A 14,694-nucleotide genomic window follows, 5' to 3' on the forward strand; every position below is an offset into this window, starting at 1 on the left:
CGCTGCGGCGCGGCCCGCGGCGGCCGGGCGGGCCCGGCGCCCGTCGGCCGGCGCTGGTCCGGCTGGCGCTGATGGCGGTGCCGGCCGTCTTCTTCGCGGTCTTCTTCGGCTGGCCGGTGGCCGCCATCACCGCCCGCGGTCTGGGCGAGGGCCGGGCCCTGGAGGTGCTGACCGCGCCCGGCACGCGGCAGGTGCTGTGGTTCACGGTCTGGCAGGCCGCCGCCTCGACCGCGCTGACCATGGCCCTGGCCCTGCCCGCCGCCCATGTGCTGGCCCGGTACGCCTTCCGGGGCCGGAACCTGCTGCGCGCACTGATCACCGTGCCGTTCGTGATGCCCACGGTGGTGGTCGGCTCGGCCTTCCTGGCGCTGCTCGGCCGGGGCGGCCTGCTGGAGGAGCTGTGGGGCGTCCGGCTGGACACCTCGGTGTGGGCGATTCTGCTCGCCCATGTGTTCTTCAACTTCTCGGTGGTGGTGCGCACGGTCGGCGGGCTGTGGGCGCAGCTCGATCCGGGGCAGGAGGAGGCGGCCCGGATGCTGGGCGCGGGTCCGTTCGCGGCCTGGCGGCGGGTCACCCTGCCCGCGCTCGCCCCGGCGCTGGCCGCCGCCGCGCTGATGGTCTTTCTCTTCACCTTCACCTCCTTCGGGGTGATCCAGGTGCTGGGCGGGCCCCGGTTCGCCACCCTGGAGGTGGAGATCTACCGGCAGACCGCGCAGCTGCTGGACCTGCCCGCCGCGGCCGTGCTGACCCTGGTGCAGTTCGGTGCGGTGGCCGCCATGCTGGGCGTGCACGCCTGGACGGTGCGGCGCCGGGAGACGGCGCTGCGGCTGGCCGGCCCGGAGCGGACCGCGCGCCGGCCGCGCGGAGCCGGGCAGTGGGCCCTGCTGGGCGGGGTGCTGCTGACGGTGGCGGTGCTGCTGGTGCTGCCGCTGGGCGTGCTGGTGGAACGTTCCCTCTCCGGACCGGACGGCTATGGCCTGGGCCACTACCGGGCGCTGTTCTCCTCGGACGGCACCTTTCTGGTGGCGCCCTGGGAGGCGGTGGGCAACTCGCTGCGCTACGGCGCGGTGGCCACCCTGATCGCCCTTGCCGTGGGCGCCCCGGCGGCGGCCGCGCTGACGAAGAACGCCGGCCGGCTGGTGCGCGGCTTCGACGCCCTGCTGATGCTGCCGCTGGGCACCTCGGCGGTCACGGTGGGCTTCGGCTTCCTCATCGCGCTGGACGCCCCGCCGCTGGACCTGCGCTCCTCGTGGATTCTGGTGCCGCTGGCCCAGGCCCTGGTCGGGGTGCCGTTCGTGATCCGCATGATGCTGCCGGTGCTGCGCGCGGTGGACGACCGGCTGCGGCAGGCCGCGGCGGTGCTGGGCGCCTCCCCGCCGCGGGTGTGGCGGGAGATCGATCTGCCGCTGGTGCGGCGGGCGCTGCTGCCGGCCGCCGGCTTCGCGTTCGCCGTGTCGCTGGGCGAGTTCGGCGCCACGGTGTTCCTGGCCCGGCCGGACGCCCCGACCCTGCCGGTGGCGGTGGCCCGGCTGCTGGGCCGGGCCGGGGAATCGGCCTACGGGCAGGCCATGGCGCTGTCCACGGTGCTGATGGCGGTCTGTCTGCTGACCCTGCTCGCCCTGGAGCGGGTACGGCCGCTGAGGTCGGGAGGTTTCTGATGCTGCTGGAGCTGACCGGGGTGACCGTCCGCTACGGCGGTGGGGGCCCGGCCGCGCACACCGCGCTGGACGCGGTGGACCTGACCGTGGCCGAGCGGGAGATCGTCTGCGTGCTGGGGCCCAGCGGCAGCGGCAAATCCACCCTGCTGCGGGTGATCGCCGGGCTCCGGAGGCCGGACGCCGGAACCGTGCGGCTGGCCGGCCGGGACCAGGCCGGGGTGCCCGCGCACCGGCGCGGCCTGGGCCTGATGTTCCAGGACCACCAGCTGTTCCCGCACCGGGACGTGGGCGCCAACATCGCCTTCGGCCTGCGCATGCGGGGCACCGGGCGGGACGGGGTCCGGGCCCGGGTGGCCGAACTGCTGGACCTGGTGGGCCTGCCGGGCGCGGCCCGGCGCGGTGTGGCCTCGCTGTCCGGCGGGGAGCAGCAGCGGGTGGCGCTGGCCCGCGCCCTGGCGCCCAGCCCGCGGCTGCTGATGCTGGACGAGCCGCTGGGCCAGCTCGACCGCGGGCTGCGGGACCGGCTGGTGGTGGAGCTGCGGCGGCTGTTCCGCACCCTGGGCACCACGGTGCTGGCGGTCACCCATGACCAGGGGGAGGCGTTCGCCCTGGCCGACCGGGTGGTGGTGATGGACCGGGGGCGGATCGCCCAGTCCGGCCCGCCGGTGGCGGTGTGGGAGCGCCCGGCCTCGGCGTTCGTGGCGCGGTTCCTGGGGTTCCGCAATGTGGTGGACGCGGTGGTGCGCGACGGTGCCGCCGAGACGGTGTGGGGGCGGGTGCCGGTGCCGGCCGGCAGCCCGTCCGGCCCGGCGCGGCTGCTGATCCGCCCGGCGGGCGTGCGGGTGGGGGCGGCGGCGGACCGGGCGGCCGGGGGAGAGGGAGAGGGCGAGGGCGGGGCCCGGGACGCCCTGCGGTGCGCGGTGATGGCGCGCACCTTCCGCGGCGATCATGTGGTGCTGCTGCTGGCGCCGGAGCGCGGGCCGGAGCTGGAGGCGGTCTGCCGGCTGCGCGAGGCGCCGGAGGAGGGGGCGGTGGTGCCGGTCGCCTTCCGTGCCGAGGAGACGGTGCTGCTCCCGGCGGACTGAGTGCGCCGCCGGAGGGGAGGGGGGAGGGAAGGGCACAGCGGGCCGGACCGGGATTGCTGAAAGTTTTTGTCTGGACTGACGGGTGGCGGAGAAGTAAATTGTCAGGCCGCGCTTGTCATGCGCACCCCCAACATCCCATGGAGGGGACCGTATGAGACGGACCGCCGGACGGATCACCGGACGGATACTGCCGACCCTGCTCGCCGTCACCGGACTGCTGCTGGGCCCCACGGCCACCGCCGGGGCCACCGCCGACCCCGCCCATCCCGCCTCCCCCGCCGCCGGAACCGCCGCGCTGCCCGAACAGTGGCGAAGTTACTGGGTGGACGCCTTCAACGAGGGCATCTACACCCCGGAGCAGGCCGACCGCCTGGTCGCGGACGCCCTCGCCGTCAACGCCAACGCCCTGGTGGTCCAGACCGCCCGCCGCTACGACTGCTTCTGCAACCACGCGCTCTACCCGCGCACCGACGCCGCCGTGGCCCCGCTGCCCTACGATCCGCTGGCCACCATCATCGACAAGGCGCACGCCGCCGGCCTGCAGGTGCACGCCTGGGTCAACGTCAACACCATGTGGAACAGCGCCACCCCGCCCAGCTCCCCGGACCACGTCTTCAACCGGCACGGTCCCTCGGCGGCCGGCGCCGACCGCTGGCTCAACAAGCGCTCCGACGGCGCCGAACTGATCGGCGCCAACGCCTATGTGGACCCCGGGCACCCGGCCGCCGCGGACTACATCGTGCGCGCCGTCACCTCGATCGTGAACCACTACGACGTGGACGGCATCAACCTGGACTACGTCCGCTATCCGGACTCCAACCTGGCCACCGGCCGCTCCGACTGGGGCTACAACGACGTGTCGGTGGCCCGCTTCCAGGCCGCCACCGGCCGCACCGACATCCCGCGGCCGGACGACCCCGAGTGGTCCGACTGGCGCCGCGACCAGGTCACCGGCCTGGTCCGGCGGATCTATCTGGCGCTGTGGGAGGCCGACCCGGGACTGCGGCTCTCCATGGACGCCATCACCTACGGCCACGGCCCGCAGGCGGTGGGCGGCTGGGAGGCCACCCGCACCTACGCCGAGGTGCTCCAGGACTGGGCCGGCTGGCTGGAGCAGGGAATCATGGACACCGCCCTCACCATGAACTACAAGCGCGAGTGGAACCCGGACCAGGCGCTGATGTTCGCCGAGTGGTCCGAGTTCCTGGCCGACCACCAGGCCGGCCGGCAGGCGGTCAACGGCCCGGCGCTCTACCTGAATTCGGTGGCCGACAGCGTGGCCCAGGCGCGGCGCGCGGTCTCGCCCAGCGCGGCCGGCAACACCGCGGCGGGCTGGAGCGGCTACTCCTACGCCAATCCGGCCATGGAGACGCTGGGCGGCGGCTGGGAGGAGCGCTCCGCCCGGCGCGACGCGCTCGCCGAGGCGCTGACCACCGGACCGGACGCCCCGTTCGCGGAGCCGGCCGCCGTGCCGGACATGCCGTGGAAGACCAGCCCTTCCGACGGGCATGTCAGCGGCCGGCTGCTGCTGCGCGGCGGCGGGGTGCTGGACCAGGCGTGGGTCACGCTGCGCCCGCTGGGCGGCGGGGAGCCGCTGGCCATGCCGACGGACGGCAACGGCTGGTTCGGCTTCGTCCATGTGCCGGCCGGGCGCTATCTGGTCACCGTGGAGCTGCCCTCCGGCGTGGTGGGCCTCCCGGCCGACGTGGTCGAGGTGACCAGGGGCGCGATCGCCGAGGCGGACTTCCCGGCCTTCGTCCGGGTCCGGTAGCGGACGGCCCGCGGTGCCGCCTCCCGCCGGCAAGGGGCCGGGGCCGGGGCGGTACCGCGGGCCGCTGCCGCACGGCTCAGATCCTGGCCCAGGCGGCGCTCAGCACACCGCGCAGGATCTGCTCGATCTCGTCGAACACCGACTGGTCCGCGATCAGCGGCGGGGCGAGCTGGACCACCGGATCGCCGCGGTCGTCGGCCCGGCAGTACAGGCCGGCCTCGAACAGTTCCTTGGAGACGAAGCCGTAGAGCACCCGCTCGGTCTCCTCGTCGGTGAAGGTCTCCTTGGTGGTCTTGTCCTTCACCAGTTCGATGCCGTAGAAGAAGCCGTTGCCCCGCACATCGCCCACGATGGGCAGGTCGTGCAGGCGGCGCAGGGTGGCGAAGAAGGCGTCCTCGTGGTCCAGCACATGCCGGTTGAGGTTCTCCCGCTCGAAGATGTCCAGGTTGGCCAGGGCCACCGCGGCGGAGACCGGGTGCCCGCCGAAGGTGTAGCCGTGCGGGAACATCGCGGTGCCGCCGCTGCGGTAGTACGGCTCGGCGATCCGGTCCGAGACGACCGCCGCGCCGATCGGTGAATATCCCGAGGTCATGCCCTTGGCGCAGGTGATGATGTCCGGCACGTAGCCGAACTTGTCGCAGGCGAACATGGTGCCCAGCCGGCCGAAGGCGCAGATCACCTCGTCCGACACCAGCAGCACGTTGTACCGGTCGCAGATCTGACGCACCCGTGCGAAGTAGCCGGGGGGCGGCGGGAAGCAGCCGCCGGCGTTCTGCACCGGCTCCAGCACCACGGCGGCCACCGTCTCCGGTCCCTCGAACAGGATCTCCTGCTCGATCTGGTCGGCGGCCCAGCGGCCGAACGCCTCCGGGTCGTCCCCGAACACCGGGGCCCGGTAGATGTTGGTGTTGGGCACCTTGTGCGCGCCGGGCACCAGCGGCTCGAACGGCGCCTTGAGCGCGGGCAGTCCGGTGATGGACAGGGCGCCCTGCGGGGTGCCGTGATAGGCCACCGCCCGCGAGATCACCTTGTACTTGCCCGGGTTGCCGGTCAGCTTGTGGTACTGCTTGGCGAGCTTCCAGGCCGTCTCCACCGCCTCGCCGCCGCCGGTGGTGAAGAAGACCTTGTTGAGATCTCCCGGCGCGTAGTGCGCCAGCCGCTCGGCCAGCTCGACCGCCTTGGGGTGGGCGTACGACCAGATCGGGAAGAACGCCAGGTCCGCGGCCTGCTTGGCGGCGGCCTCGGCCAGCTCGGCACGCCCGTGCCCGGCCTGCACCACGAACAGGCCGGCCAGGCCGTCCACATAGCGCTTGCCGTGGACGTCGTAGATGTAGGGGCCCTCGCCCCGGACGATGGTCGGCACCGGTGCCCGCTCGTACGAGGCCATGCGGGTGAAGTGCATCCAGAGGTGGTCGTAGGCGGTCTGCGACAGGTCCTTGCTCACGGCTATCGGGTTCCCCATTGGTAGGTCTGCTTGCGCAGCTTGAGGTAGACGAAGCTCTCCGTGGAGCGCACCTCGGGCAGTGCCCGGATGCGCTTGTTGATCATCTCCAGCAGGTGGTCGTCGTCCTCGCAGACGATCTCCACGAGCAGGTCGAAGGACCCGGCCGTGATGACCACGTAGTCCACCTCGTCCATCTGGGCCAGAGCGTCCGCGACCGGCTCGGGGTCGCCCACCACGTTGACGCCGACCATCGCCTGGCGCATGAAACCGACCGTCAGCGGGTCGGTGACCGCCACGATCTGCATCACGCCCTGGTCGAGCAGCTTCTGCACGCGCTGCCGCACCGCCGCCTCGGAAAGGCCGACGGCCTTGCCTATGGCGGCGTAGGAGCGGCGGCCGTCCTGCTGCAGCTGCTCGATGATCGACTTGGCGACGTCGTCGAGCGGCGGCTTTCCGTTGCTGCTGTTTCCGTTCCTGGAGTCTCGGGCCACGCGGCTCACTGTGCCCCGGAACCCTTCGCCTTGGCAAGCCCGAAACTGAGGTATCCGTAGATTAATCAAAGAGAAACAACTGAATCCCTTGTTCTGATCTGCTTCCACTGTCAGGATCGGCACTCATCCGGCGGCGGAGTCGCGGACGGCGCAGTATCCGGCGCCGGACCCGGCGGCACGAGAGTAGGACGGGGAAGCAGGCAGTGCGAGCGATGGAAGACCTCTTCGACCCGGGGGAACGGTTCGCCGCGGGCGCCCAGTGGGTGGCCGGCCGCCCGGCGCACGGCCGGTCCGACCGCAGCCAGGCCGTGACCGATCCGGCCACCGGCAGGGAGCTGCTGCGCTTCCCGCAGGCCGCGGCCGCCGATGTGGACGAGGCGGTGGCCGCCGCCGCCCGCGCCCTGCCCGGATGGGCCGGCGCCACCCCGGTGGAGCGCTCCGAGGCCCTGCACCGGCTGGCCGCCCGGCTGGCGGCCATCGCCGGGGACCTCGCCTACGCCGAGACCCGTCAGTGCGGCAAACCGGCCAGGCTGACCCGGGAGTTCGACGTCCCCGGCACGATCGACAACACCTCCTTCTTCGCCGGCGCGGCCCGCCACCTGAGCGGCCAGGCCGCCGCCGAGTACAGCGGCGACCACACCTCCTGCGTACGGCGGGAGCCGATCGGCGTGGTCGGCTCCATCGCGCCCTGGAACTACCCGCTGCAGATGGCCGCCTGGAAGATCCTCCCGGCCGTGGCGGCGGGCAACACCATCGTCCTCAAGCCCTCCGAACTCACCCCGCTGACCTCACTGCTGCTGGCCGAGGCCGCCACCGAGGCGGGCATCCCGGACGGCGTGATCAACGTGATCTCCGGCAGCGGCCCGGAGGCCGGGGAGCGCCTGGTGACCCACCCCGGGGTGGCCATGACCTCCTTCACCGGCTCCACCCCGGTCGGCCGGCGGGTCGCCGAGCTCGCCGCCCGTACCGTCAAGCGCGTCCACCTGGAACTCGGCGGCAAGGCCCCGTTCCTGGTCTTCGACGACGCCGATCCGGAGGCCGCGGTGCACGGCGCGGTCGCCGGGGCCCTGATCAACTCCGGCCAGGACTGCACCGCCGCCACCCGCGCCTATGTGCAGCGCCCGCTCTACGACGCCTTCGTCGCCGGAGTGGCCGACCTGATGGCCGGCATCCGGCTGGGTGACCCGCGGGATGCGCACACCGACCTCGGGCCGCTGGTCTCCTTCGCCCAGCGGGACCGGGTGGCCGGCTTCGTGGACCGCGCCCGCGGCTACGCCACCGTGGTCACCGGCGGAGCCGCGCCCGGCGGCCACCTGGCCGAAGGCGCCTACTACCTGCCCACCCTGATCACCGGCGCCGCCCAGGACAGCGAGGCCGTGCAGTCCGAGATCTTCGGCCCGGTGCTCGTGGTCCTGCCCTTCGACTCCGACGACCAGGGCCTGGAACTGGCCAACGACACCCCCTACGGGCTGGCCGCCTCGGTCTGGAGCCGCGATGTCTACCGGGCCGGCCGGGCCACCCGGGAGCTCAAGGCCGGCTGTGTCTGGGTCAACGACCACATCCCGATCATCAGCGAGATGCCGCACGGCGGATACCGCGCCTCCGGCTACGGCAAGGACATGTCGGTCTACTCCTTCGAGGAGTACACGCAGGTCAAGCACGTGATGCAGGACATCACGGCGGTGGCCCGCAAGGACTGGCACCGCACCGTCTTCGGCGACCGGGCATGAGCCGCCGCCGCGGGCCCGGACCCGCACCCTGACCGCGCACCCTGACCCCGTACCCCGGCCCGCTCCCCGATCCGCCCCCGGTCCCCTCCCCGGACCGCACGAACCCGCCTCCCGATCCCGCACACGCCCACCCGCTGTCCCCTCCTTGTTCCGCACCGCAGTACCAGGAAAGGCCGCCCCCGTGGAATTCTTCGAAGGAATGTCCGAGCCGGTTCGCCAGGCATGGCTGCGCAGTCTCACCAACGGCCGCGCAGCGCGCGCCCTCTCCCGCCGACGGCTGCTGCAGGGCAGCGGGGCCCTCACCGGGGCCGCGCTGCTGGCCGCCTGCGGCATCCCCGCCTCCGAGAGCGGCAAGGACACCGAGGACGAGGGCGGGCAGCAGGACCTCTCCGCCGAGGAGAAGGTGCTCAACTTCAGCAACTGGCCCCTCTACATCGATGTCGACGACGAGAACCCGCAGGTGAGACCCACCCTGGACGCCTTCCGGGCGGAGACCGGCATCGAGGTCGCGTACACCGAGGACATCAACGACAACAACGAGTTCTTCGGCAAGATCCGCCCCCAGCTCGCCGCCGGCCAGGACACCGGCCGCGACCTGATCGTGGTCACCGACTGGATGGCCGGCCGGCTCATACGCCAGGGCTGGGCCAACCGCCTCGACCCCACCAACGTGCCCAACGCCATCGCCAACGTCGAGGGCCGCTACCGCAACGCACCGCACGACCCGGGCCGCCAGTACACCTACCCCTGGGCCGGACTGGCCACCGTCATCGCCTACAACCGGAAGGCCACCGGCGGCCGGGAGATCACCAGCGTCTCCGAACTGCTCGACGACCCCGGGCTCAAGGGCAAGGTCTCCCTGCTCACCGAGATGCAGGACACCATCGGCATGGTCCTGCTCGACATGGGCAAGGACCCGGGCACCTTCACCGACGACGACTTCGACGCCGCCGTCGCCCGCGTCCAGCAGGCCGTGGACAGCGGCCAGCTGCGCCGCTTCACCGGCAACGACTACATGGACGAGCTCAACTCCGGCGACATCGCCGCCTGCCTGGCCTGGGCCGGCGACATCGTCCAGCTCCAGTACGACAACCCGGACATCGCCTTCACCATCCCCGAGCAGGGCTACCTCTTCTTCACCGACGACCTGCTGGTCCCGGCCCGCGCCAGGCACCAGGCCAATGCCGAGGCCCTGATCGACTACTACTACCGCCCCGAGGTGGCCGCCGAACTCGCCGCCTGGGTCAACTACTTCTGCCCGGTGGCCGGCGCCCAGGTGATGATGGAACGCATCGATGCCGAGCTGGCCCAGAACACGCTGATCTTCCCCGACCAGGAGATGACCGAGCGCGGCTATGCGTTCCGCCCCCTCCAGGACGCCGAGGAAACGGCCTACCAGGAGAAATTCGCCAAGCTCATCGGCGCCTGAGCCGACCGTCCGGACCCGCCCGCCCGCACGCAGAACCTGAGAGAACCATGACGCTCCGGCTCTCCGGCATCAGCAAGACCTTCGGCGACTTCACCGCCGTCCACCCACTCGACCTCACCATTCCCGAGGGCTCCTTCTTCGCCCTGCTGGGCGCCTCCGGCTGCGGCAAGACCACCACCCTGCGCATGATCGCGGGACTGGAGGAGCCCTCGGCCGGGGCCGTGCTGCTCGGCGACCGGGGCATCACCCGGCTGCCCCCGCACAAGCGCCCGGTGAACACCGTGTTCCAGAACTACGCGCTCTTCCCGCACCTGGACGTCTACGAGAACGTCGCGTTCGGCCTGCGCCGCCGCGGCGTGAAGAACCCGCAACAGCAGGTGGCGGAGATGCTCGACCTGGTCGAGCTGGGCCACCTGGCCCGGCGCCGGCCCCGCCAGCTCTCCGGCGGCCAGCAGCAGCGCGTGGCCCTGGCCCGGGCCCTGATCAACCACCCCCAGGTGCTGCTGCTCGACGAGCCGCTCGGCGCCCTGGACCTCAAGCTGCGCCGCCAGATGCAGCTGGAGCTCAAACGCATCCAGACCGAGGTGGGCATCACCTTCGTGCACGTCACCCACGACCAGGAGGAGGCCATGACCATGGCCGACACCGTGGCCGTGATGAACGGCGGCCGGGTCGCCCAGCTCGGCGCACCCGCCGACCTCTACGAACTGCCCCGCTCCGTCTTCGTGGCCAACTTCCTCGGCACCTCCAACCTCATCCGGGCCCGGATCACCGGCACCTCGGCCGGCATGCTGGAGGCCAAGGCGGCCGGCGGCCCGCTGCGGCTGCCCGCCGAGCGCTGCTCCGCCCGGAACGCCGCCGCCGGCGACACGGTGCTGGCCGGCATCCGCCCGGAGAAGATCTCCCTGGTCCCGGCCGTGGACGCCGCCGCCGTGCCGGCCGGCCGCAACCGGCTCACCGGCCGCATCACCGACGCCAGCTTCCTCGGGGTCTCCCTGCAGTACCTGGTGGAGTGCCCGGCCGGCTCCGGCACCGAACTCACCGTCTACGAACAGAACGTGGAGCACGACGGCCGCCTGGTGCCCGGCGCCGAGGTGGTCCTGCACTGGAACCCGGAGCACACCTTCGGCCTGGACGGCACCGAGGACATCCACTCCGGCACCGTCGAGCTGGACGGAGCGGCCGCATGACGCCGCCGGCCGTCACCGCCGGACTCCCCGCCGCCCCGGCCGGCCCGCCCGGGCCGGAACCGGCACCCGGCGCCGCACCGGCCGCCGGGGCGGCGGCCCGCCACACCCGGCGCCGCGCCGTCCCGCTGCTGCTGCTCGCCCCCGCCCTGCTCTGGCTGGCGGTGTTCTTCGTCGCCCCGCTGTTCTACCAGGCCTCCACCTCGGTGCAGACCGGGTCCCTGGAGGAGGGCTACCGCGTCACCTGGCACTTCGCCACCTACACCGACGCCCTCGGCGACTACGGCAGCCACTTCCTGCGCTCCTTCGGCTACGCCGCCACCGCCACCGTGCTGTGCCTGGCCGTGGCCTACCCGATCGCGTACCTGATCGCCTTCCGGGCCGGGCGCTGGCGCGGCCTGCTGCTGGTGCTCGTCATCGCCCCCTTCTTCACCAGCTTCCTGATCCGCACCCTGGCCTGGAAGACCATCCTGTCGGACAGCGGCCCGGTGGTCTCCGCGCTGCGCTCCACCGGCGTGCTGGAGATCACCGGCACCCTCGGCCTGACCGCGGACGACCGGGTGCTGGCCACCCCGCTGGCGGTGATCTGCGGCCTGACCTACAACTTCCTGCCGTTCATGATCCTCCCGCTGTACGCCTCGCTGGAGCGGATCGACCCCGGCCTGCACGAGGCCGCCCGCGACCTCTACGCCCGGCCCGCCACCACCTTCCGCAAGGTGACCTTCCCGCTCTCGCTGCCGGGCGTGGTGGCCGGCACCCTGCTCACCTTCATCCCGGCCTCCGGCGACTACATCAACGCCCAGCTGCTGGGCTCGCCCAACGAGCAGATGGTGGGCAACGCCATCCAGAAGCAGTTCCTGAACGTGCTCGACTACCCGACCGCCGCGGCCATGTCCTTCATCCTCATGGCCCTGATCCTCATCGTGGTCAGCGTCTACATGCGCCGTACCGGAACGGAGGAACTCGTCTGATGGGACTTCTGGACGCCGCTCCGGTGCGCTGGCTGCGCCGCAACGCCGTGGTGCTCGCGGGCCTGCTGGCCCTGGCCTATCTGCTGCTGCCCAACCTGGTGGTGCTGGCCTACTCCTTCAACAAGCCCTCCGGGCGCTTCAACTACGAGTGGCGGGAATTCTCCACCGAAGCCTGGCAGAACCCGTGCGGGGTGGCCGGCATGTGCGGCTCGCTCGGGCTCAGCCTGCGCATCGCCGCCGTCGCCACCCTGGCCGCCACCGCCTTCGGCACCCTGGCCGCCTTCGCCCTGGCCCGCTACCGCTTCCGCGGGCGCGGCGCCGTGCACGGCCTGATCTTCCTGCCGATGTCCATGCCGGAAGTGGTGATGGCCGCCTCGCTGGGCACCCTCTTCCTCAACATGCGTGTCGAGTTCGGCGTCACCACGATCCTCATCGCGCACATCATGTTCTGCCTGAGCTTCGTCATCGTGGCCGTCAAGGCGCGGGTGATGTCCATGGACCCGCGGCTGGAGGAGGCCTCCCGCGACCTGTACGCCGGCCCGGCCCAGACCTTCTTCCGGGTCACCCTGCCGCTGGCCGCGCCCGGCATCGCCGCCGGCGCCATGCTGAGCTTCGCGCTCTCNATCGCCGCCGGCGCCATGCTGAGCTTCGCGCTCTCCTTCGACGACTTCATCATCACGCAGTTCAATGCCGGCCCGTCCACCGTGACGTTCCCGATGTTCGTGTGGGGCGCGGCGCAGCGCGGCGTGCCGGTGCAGGTGAACGTCATCGGCAGTGCCATGTTCGTGCTGGCCGTCGCCATCGTGCTGGCCGGCCGGCTGCTCGGCGCCCGCCGCAACCGCGCCGCCGCCTGAGGCCGCCCGAATCCCCTGGGGAGATGACAACCGTGACCCGAAACCGCACCGGGTCCCCGCCCTCCGGCCGGGCCGCCGTCGCCGTACGGGCCCTGGCCGACGCCCGGCCCGGGCCGTTCTGGCTGGACGACCCCGGCCGCCCGGCGCCGGAGCCCGCGCTCACCGGCGACGAGCACACCGACCTGCTGGTCATCGGCGGCGGCTACAGCGGGCTGTGGACCGCGCTGCTCGCCAAGGAACGCGATCCCGGCCGGGACGTGGTGCTGATCGAGGCCAAGGAGACGGCCTGGGCCGCCTCCGGCCGCAACGGCGGCTTCTGCGCCGCCTCGCTCACCCACGGCTTCCTCAACGGGCTGGCCCGCTGGCCCGGGGAGATCGGGCGCCTGGAGGCCCTGGGCCGGGCCAATCTGGACGCCATCGAGGCGGCCGTGGCCCGGTACGGCATCGACTGCGACTTCCAGCGCACCGGCGAGATCGATCTGGCGACCCGCCCGCACCAGGTGGCCGCGCTGCGCGAGGGATACGGGGAGGCGGTGCGGCTCGGCCTGGCCGACGGTCTCGACTTCCTGGAGCAGGACGCGGTACGGGCCGAGATCGACTCCCCACAGGTGCTGGCCGGGGTCTGGGACCGCACGGGCGTCGCCCTGCTCAACCCGGCCCGGCTGGCCTGGGGGCTGAAGCGCGCGGCGCAGGCGGCGGGCGTGCGGATCCACGAGCACACCCCGGCCACCGCGCTCTCCGTGCGGGAACCGTACGGGGTGGCGGTGCGCACCCCGTACGGGCGGGTCTTCGCCCGCCACGCGGTGCTGGGCACCAACGCCTTTCCCTCCCTGCTGCGCCGGGTGCGGCCCTATGTGGTGCCGGTGTGGGACTACGCGCTGATGACGGAGCCGCTGAGCGAGGAGCGGCTGGCGGCGATCGGCTGGCACAACCGGCAGGGCCTGGCCGACAGCGCCAACCACTTCCACTACTTCCGGCTCACCGCCGACCGGCGCATCCTGTGGGGCGGCTACGACGTGGTCTACCACTACGGCAGCCGCATCCGGGCCGAGGACGAGCAGCGGCCGGAGACCTTCGCCCGGCTGGCCCAGCACTTCTTCGCGTTCTTCCCGCAACTGGCGGGCGTCCGGTTCACGCACCGCTGGGGCGGGGTGATCGACACCTGCTCGCGCTTCTCGCCGTTCTTCGGCACCGCGCACGGCGGGCGGGTCGCCTACGCGGCCGGTTACACCGGGCTGGGCGTCGGGGCGACGCGGTTCGGCGCCGAGGTGATGCTCGACCTGCTGGACGGCGGCGGAACCGAGCGCACCGCGCTGGAGATGGTGCGCAGCAAGCCGCTGCCGTTCCCGCCGGAGCCGGTGCGCTGGGCCGGCATCGCCGCCATGCAGTGGGCGATGAGCCGGGAGGACGCCACCGGCCGGCGCAACCTGCTGCTCCGCACCATGGACCGGCTCGGCCTCGGCTTCGACAGCTGACGCGTGCCTCCGGCGGTTCCGCCGTCACGGGGTGGGGTCAGAGGAGCAGAGCGGCGGGGGTGGTCAGGGTGGTGCACAGGGCCAGGAGGGTTGCGGTGCGGAGCGCGGACAGGGAGCGCAGGGTGCGGCGGGCGGCACCGAGGCGGTTCAGCAGCCCGGCGTGCCCGGTCCCGGGCAGGGCGAGAGCGGCTGCCGCGGCCGTCATGGCCACGGTGGCCGCCGTGCCGGGCACACCCAGCGGGGTGCCGGACAGCGGCTCGGCCAGTGCCAGCGCCGCGCACAGCACGCCCAGCGGGCGGCCGGTGCGCCCCGCCTGGGCCTGGAGTGCCCGCCCGGCCAGCAGGCGCACCGCCCCGGGATCTCCGGCGGCCACCATCCGCCCGCCGGTGTGCACCAGCCCCGGCCCGGCCGCCACCAGCCCGGCCGCGACCAGCGGCCCGCCCACGCCCGGCGGGCCCACGCCCGCCGCGACGGGCACCGCGCCCAGGACCGTCGTCACCACGCCCGCCCACATCGCCCGCTGCGGGGCCGAGGGGGCCGCCGGCCGGGCGGCGGGAGTCCGCCTCGCCCTCGGCAGGTGGGGGCGTCCGGGGACCGTG

11 protein-coding genes and 1 pseudogene are annotated in these 14,694 nt (G+C 72.9%); 9 read left to right on the forward strand and 3 right to left on the reverse strand.

Annotated elements, in window-relative coordinates; genetic code table 11:
• Positions 1 to 71: 71 nt before the first annotated feature.
• From GQS09_RS21330 to GQS09_RS21340, 3 genes are all read left to right on the forward strand, one after another.
• Positions 72 to 1,658 (forward strand): iron ABC transporter permease, encoded by a 1,587-nt coding sequence (locus tag GQS09_RS21330; RefSeq protein ID WP_165988746.1) that lies wholly within the window; start codon positions 72 to 74, stop codon positions 1,656 to 1,658.
• Positions 1,658 to 2,743, forward strand: coding sequence for an ABC transporter ATP-binding protein (locus GQS09_RS21335; protein WP_165988729.1), 1,086 nt, complete (start codon positions 1,658 to 1,660; stop codon positions 2,741 to 2,743). The genes GQS09_RS21330 and GQS09_RS21335 overlap by 1 nt, the downstream gene beginning before the upstream one ends.
• Positions 2,744 to 2,894: 151 nt before the next feature.
• Positions 2,895 to 4,514, forward strand: a complete 1,620-nt coding sequence (locus GQS09_RS21340; protein WP_165988731.1) for a family 10 glycosylhydrolase — start codon at positions 2,895 to 2,897, stop codon at positions 4,512 to 4,514.
• A gap of 76 nt (positions 4,515 to 4,590) precedes the next feature.
• Here GQS09_RS21340 and GQS09_RS21345 read toward each other — a convergent pair whose 3' ends face one another.
• Positions 4,591 to 5,976, reverse strand: coding sequence for an aspartate aminotransferase family protein (locus GQS09_RS21345; RefSeq protein ID WP_165988733.1), 1,386 nt, complete (start codon positions 5,974 to 5,976; stop codon positions 4,591 to 4,593).
• Complete coding sequence (locus GQS09_RS21350; protein ID WP_399552575.1) at positions 5,961 to 6,449, reverse strand: Lrp/AsnC family transcriptional regulator; 489 nt, start codon at positions 6,447 to 6,449, stop codon at positions 5,961 to 5,963. The genes GQS09_RS21345 and GQS09_RS21350 overlap by 16 nt, the downstream gene beginning before the upstream one ends.
• 212 nt (positions 6,450 to 6,661) lie before the next feature.
• Here GQS09_RS21350 and GQS09_RS21355 point away from each other — a divergent pair, with 212 nt between their 5' ends.
• The 6 genes from GQS09_RS21355 to GQS09_RS21380 all read left to right on the forward strand — a co-directional run bounded on the left by GQS09_RS21355 (position 6,662) and on the right by GQS09_RS21380 (position 14,095).
• Positions 6,662 to 8,179, forward strand: coding sequence for a gamma-aminobutyraldehyde dehydrogenase (locus GQS09_RS21355; RefSeq protein ID WP_165988748.1), 1,518 nt, complete (start codon positions 6,662 to 6,664; stop codon positions 8,177 to 8,179).
• Positions 8,180 to 8,378: 199 nt separating this feature from the next.
• Positions 8,379 to 9,608 carry a spermidine/putrescine ABC transporter substrate-binding protein gene (locus GQS09_RS21360; protein ID WP_165988737.1) on the forward strand — a complete coding sequence of 410 codons (1,230 nt, stop codon included), beginning with the start codon at positions 8,379 to 8,381 and terminating at the stop codon, positions 9,606 to 9,608.
• Positions 9,609 to 9,655: 47 nt separating this feature from the next.
• On the forward strand, positions 9,656 to 10,798 hold the full coding sequence (locus tag GQS09_RS21365) for an ABC transporter ATP-binding protein (protein ID WP_165988739.1): 1,143 nt from the start codon (positions 9,656 to 9,658) through the stop codon (positions 10,796 to 10,798).
• On the forward strand, positions 10,795 to 11,766 hold the full coding sequence (locus tag GQS09_RS21370; protein ID WP_165988741.1) for an ABC transporter permease: 972 nt from the start codon (positions 10,795 to 10,797) through the stop codon (positions 11,764 to 11,766). Before GQS09_RS21365 ends, GQS09_RS21370 begins: the two co-directional genes overlap by 4 nt.
• Before the next feature lie 23 nt (positions 11,767 to 11,789).
• A complete protein-coding gene (locus GQS09_RS21375; protein ID WP_165988750.1) occupies positions 11,790 to 12,620 on the forward strand; it encodes an ABC transporter permease in 831 nt (276 codons plus the stop codon).
• Between the two features lie 23 nt (positions 12,621 to 12,643).
• Positions 12,644 to 14,095 carry an FAD-dependent oxidoreductase gene (locus GQS09_RS21380; RefSeq protein WP_165988743.1) on the forward strand — a complete coding sequence of 484 codons (1,452 nt, stop codon included), beginning with the start codon at positions 12,644 to 12,646 and terminating at the stop codon, positions 14,093 to 14,095.
• A 37-nt stretch (positions 14,096 to 14,132) separates the two neighbouring features.
• Here the strand turns inward: GQS09_RS21380 and GQS09_RS21385 are convergent.
• Positions 14,133 to 14,694 (reverse strand): annotated as a pseudogene (locus GQS09_RS21385) (hypothetical protein); the annotation flags it as partial.

This window comes from Streptomyces sp. YIM 98790, from assembly GCF_011421595.1.
Lineage (GTDB): Bacteria > Actinomycetota > Actinomycetes > Streptomycetales > Streptomycetaceae > Streptomyces.

Coding starts and splice junctions, on each gene's coding strand:
- GQS09_RS21330 (WP_165988746.1), top strand. CDS start 72: ATGGCGGTGCCGGCCGTCTTCTTCGCGGTCTTCTTCGGCTGGCCGGTG.
- GQS09_RS21335 (WP_165988729.1), top strand. CDS start 1,658: ATGCTGCTGGAGCTGACCGGGGTGACCGTCCGCTACGGCGGTGGGGGC.
- GQS09_RS21340 (WP_165988731.1), top strand. CDS start 2,895: ATGAGACGGACCGCCGGACGGATCACCGGACGGATACTGCCGACCCTG.
- GQS09_RS21345 (WP_165988733.1), bottom strand. CDS start 5,976: ATGGGGAACCCGATAGCCGTGAGCAAGGACCTGTCGCAGACCGCCTAC.
- GQS09_RS21355 (WP_165988748.1), top strand. CDS start 6,662: ATGGAAGACCTCTTCGACCCGGGGGAACGGTTCGCCGCGGGCGCCCAG.
- GQS09_RS21360 (WP_165988737.1), top strand. CDS start 8,379: ATGTCCGAGCCGGTTCGCCAGGCATGGCTGCGCAGTCTCACCAACGGC.
- GQS09_RS21365 (WP_165988739.1), top strand. CDS start 9,656: ATGACGCTCCGGCTCTCCGGCATCAGCAAGACCTTCGGCGACTTCACC.
- GQS09_RS21370 (WP_165988741.1), top strand. CDS start 10,795: ATGACGCCGCCGGCCGTCACCGCCGGACTCCCCGCCGCCCCGGCCGGC.
- GQS09_RS21380 (WP_165988743.1), top strand. CDS start 12,644: ATGACAACCGTGACCCGAAACCGCACCGGGTCCCCGCCCTCCGGCCGG.